This is a genomic window from Vibrio fujianensis, assembly GCF_002749895.1.
GTDB classification, from domain to species: Bacteria; Pseudomonadota; Gammaproteobacteria; order Enterobacterales; family Vibrionaceae; genus Vibrio; species Vibrio fujianensis.
In genome coordinates this window covers 110,469-114,306 of the sequence record NZ_NBUS01000042.1, presented here as the reverse complement: position 1 = coordinate 114,306, position 3,838 = coordinate 110,469, and the positions used below count along the sequence as shown (strand labels likewise).

At 44.4% G+C, this 3,838-nt stretch carries 4 protein-coding genes; 2 read left to right on the top strand and 2 right to left on the bottom strand.

Translation table 11 applies throughout. The features are described 5' to 3' along the window. Together fadD and rnd are read left to right on the top strand one after the other, a co-directional pair. Positions 1-1,608: long-chain-fatty-acid--CoA ligase FadD (gene fadD / locus B7C60_RS09400; RefSeq protein ID WP_245869116.1), on the top strand; the 1,608-nt coding region annotated here is incomplete at its 5' end. A gap of 112 nt (positions 1,609-1,720) precedes the next feature. Then, positions 1,721-2,839, top strand: coding sequence for a ribonuclease D (gene rnd / locus B7C60_RS09395; RefSeq protein WP_099611425.1), 1,119 nt, complete (start codon positions 1,721-1,723; stop codon positions 2,837-2,839). Between the two features lie 44 nt (positions 2,840-2,883). Here the strand turns inward: rnd and minE are convergent, their stop codons facing one another. Together minE and minD are read right to left on the bottom strand one after the other, a co-directional pair. Beyond that, a complete protein-coding gene (gene minE / locus B7C60_RS09390; RefSeq protein WP_099611424.1) occupies positions 2,884-3,147 on the bottom strand; it encodes a cell division topological specificity factor MinE in 264 nt (87 codons plus the stop codon). A gap of 4 nt (positions 3,148-3,151) precedes the next feature. After that, positions 3,152-3,838 (bottom strand): septum site-determining protein MinD (gene minD / locus B7C60_RS09385; RefSeq protein WP_245869113.1); only part of this gene is annotated, 687 nt, incomplete at its 5' end.

The window sequence follows — 3,838 nt, the reverse complement described above, 5'->3', positions numbered from 1 at the left end:
CAGTCAGTACACAAGTATGCGGATCAGCCTGCTTTTATGAATATGGGCTCAGTGATGACATTTCGTAAGTTGGAAGAACGCAGTCGAGCGTTTGCTGCCTATTTACAAAATGAGCTTAAGTTAAAAAAAGGCGATCGAGTCGCTCTGATGATGCCCAATTTATTGCAATATCCTGTGGCACTCTTTGGGATTCTGCGTGCGGGTATGATTGCCGTGAACGTCAATCCACTGTATACCCCTCGTGAATTAGAACACCAACTCAATGATGCTGATGTTGGTACAATTGTTATTGTGTCTAATTTCGCCAATACGTTAGAACAAATTGTCGACAATACCCAAGTTAAGCACGTGGTCTTAACGAGCCTTGGGCAAATGCTGCCGCGAGCAAAAGGTACTTTAGTCGATTTTGTGGTTAAGTACGTGAAAGGCATGGTTCCTAAATATGATCTACCGGGTGCCATTTCTATGCGTAAAGCACTGCGTAAAGGGCGACGTTTACAGTATGTCAAACCCTTCATGTCAGGAGAAGATATCGCCTTCTTACAATACACGGGGGGGACGACAGGCGTTGCGAAAGGAGCTATTTTAACGCACCGCAATATGATTGCTAACGTATTACAAGCTAAAGGTGCTTACGGGCCAGTATTGCGTGAAGGACGAGAGCTTGTGGTAACGGCGTTACCGCTCTATCACGTGTTTGCGTTAACCGTTAACCTGTTGCTGTTCATTGAAATGGGCGGGAGCAATTTATTGATCACCAATCCACGAGATATCCCCGGATTTGTAAAAGAGCTACAAAAATACTCATTCACTGCACTCACCGGGGTGAACACGTTATTCAATGCCCTAGTGAATAATGAAGACTTTCATGAACTCGACTTTAGCCATCTCAAACTGTCGGTCGGTGGTGGTATGGCTGTACAACGTGCGGTCGCTGAAAAATGGAAAAAGATCACCGGAATCCATTTATTAGAAGGCTATGGTTTGACCGAATGCTCTCCTTTAGTGACAGGCAACCCTTATGATCTTTCCGATTATTCGGGGGCGATTGGTTTGCCTGTACCGTCGACTGAAGTTCGAATTGTCGACGATGAAGGGCAGGTGTTGGGATATGATCAAACGGGTGAGCTACAAGTTCGTGGCCCTCAAGTGATGCAGGGATACTGGCAACGCCCAGAAGCCACCAAAGAAGTGATTGATGAAGAGGGATGGTTATCCACTGGTGATATTGTCAAATTCGATGAACAAGGCATGGTCTATATTGTTGATCGTAAAAAAGACATGATTCTTGTCTCCGGTTTCAACGTTTATCCAAATGAAATTGAAGATGTGGTTGCGTTACACGGCAAAGTGCTTGAAGTGGCAGCGATTGGTCAACCTCATGAGGTTTCAGGCGAAGTAGTGAAAATCTATATCGTCAAACGCGATCCAAGTTTGACCAAAGAAGAGGTGATTGCTCATTGCCGTAAGCACCTAACGGGGTATAAAGTACCTAAATTGATTGAGTTCCGTGAAGAACTACCAAAAACCAATGTCGGTAAAATTTTACGCCGCGTATTGCGTGAAGAAAATGATGCACAACAAGCAGAAAAGGCAAAAAGTGCTTAGTTCTGTTGCTCAGTGATCACCATTTATAGTGTTACAATGCCGACTCAACTTGTCGGCATTGTTCTTTTTAACCTCATCGACTCTTAATCAACCAAGGCAAAGTGAGCCATTTGTGAATTATCAAATTATTAACCAATTTAATGAACTACAACGAATTTGTACACTCGCTCGTCAATCGGATGTAGTAATGCTGGATACCGAGTTTGTGCGGACTCGTACTTTTTACCCACAACTTGGCCTGATTCAGTTATTTGATGGTGAAACACTGGCGTTGATTGACCCACTGGCTATCGAAGATATGAGCCCTTTCATGGCACTATTGCAAGATGTTTCAGTACTTAAAGTACTGCATGCTTGTGGTGAAGATCTGGAAGTATTCCAACACCGTTTTGGGTGCGTCCCTTTTCCTATGGTTGACACGCAATTAATGGCCGCGTTTACCGGTTATGGGCTTTCCACCGGTTTTGCTGCTTTGGTGCAAGATTTATTAACGGTCACATTAGACAAAAGTGAATCACGTACCGATTGGCTGGCACGGCCATTGTCACAAAAGCAGCTCGACTATGCTGCTGCAGATGTTTTTTATCTATTACCTATGTATGAGCAATTACTGACCAAAGTTCGTCAAATGGGGTGGTGGGATGCGGCACAGCAAGAATCGTTACTGCAAATTGAGAAAAGAACCCGGGTGACTGACCCAGAGAATGTTTATCTTGATATTAAAGGAGCATGGCAGCTTAATCGACCAGCATTAGCGATTTTAAAACCCTTAGCCACATGGCGTTATCAAGAAGCCATGAAGCGAGATTTAGCGCTTAACTTTGTGATTCGAGAGCATGACTTATTAACCATTGCTCGTTTAGCTCTCCACTCGCCGAAACGGATGGAAGAGGAAGGCATTGACCCTCATGTTATTCGTCGTCATGGAGCGAAAATTTCACTGATAGTAAAAGAGGCAAAGCAAATTCCTGCGCAACACTATCCAGCATTAATCGTGCCTTTGATGGATCATCTCGGCTATAAGCAACTGTTTAAGAAGCTCAAAGATGAAGTGAAAGGGGTCTCGCAAACATCCGGCTTATCAACGGAATTTTTAGCCTCCAAAAAGCAGCTAAATCAGTTAGTGAATTGGGTTTGGAATAAAGGCCGAGATCAAGAATGCCTCCCTGAGCTGATGCAGGGTTGGCGTTTACCGCTACTCGGTGAGCGATTAAATAACTTGATAAAGTGACCACTTCGATCATTCCCGCCTAGGCGGGAATGATCGGCTGGCGATTATTTTTCTTCATCGGGCAATTTAACGTTTAACTCCAGCACAGAAATATCATCGCCTTTGTGCTCAAAGGAAAGTTCAACCATGTCAGGATCAATCGCCACATACTTAGCGATCACCTTCAAGATATCTTCTTTAAGCTGGGGCAAATAGGTTGGGGCTGGATCGCTTTGACTGCGACGCTCAGCGACAATGATCTGCAAGCGTTCCTTGGCTAAACTTGCTGAATTTTTTTTCTGTGGGCGGAAAAATTCAAGTAATGACATAGGGTTAGCCTCCAAAAAGTCGTTTAAAGATGCCTTTCTTTGGCTCAGTTAAAAAACGGAACTCAATTTCCTGCCCGAGCAGTCGTTCAACCGTATCATCGTACGCTTGGCCAGCATCAGATTGCTCATCAAAAATAACGGGAATCCCCTTATTTGAAGCATTTAATACAGCTTGGCTTTCTGGGATCACCCCGAGTAAAGGAACGTGTAGAATTTCTTCTACATCTTCGACACTGAGCATTTCCCCCTGACTAACACGGGTTGGATTATAGCGCGTGAGCAGCAGGTGCTGTTTCACGGGTTCAAGCCCTTGCTCTGCCCGTAATGACTTCGAATCCAGAATGCCTAAAATGCGGTCAGAATCACGGACGGAAGAGACTTCAGGGTTGGTGGTGACAATGGCCTCATCAGCATAATACAGCGCCATTAATGCCCCTTGTTCGATCCCTGCGGGTGAATCACAAATAACAAACTCAAAGCCCATTTCATTGAGTTCATTTAAAATACGTTGCACCCCTTCTTTGGTCAGTGCGTCTTTATCTCGTGTTTGTGAAGCGGGGAGAATAAACAAGTTGTCATTGCGTTTATCTTTGATTAGCGCTTGGTTAAGCGTGGCTTCGCCATTGAGCACATTGACGAAATCGTAAACCACACGTCGTTCACACCCCATGATTAAATCTAGGTTTCGCAG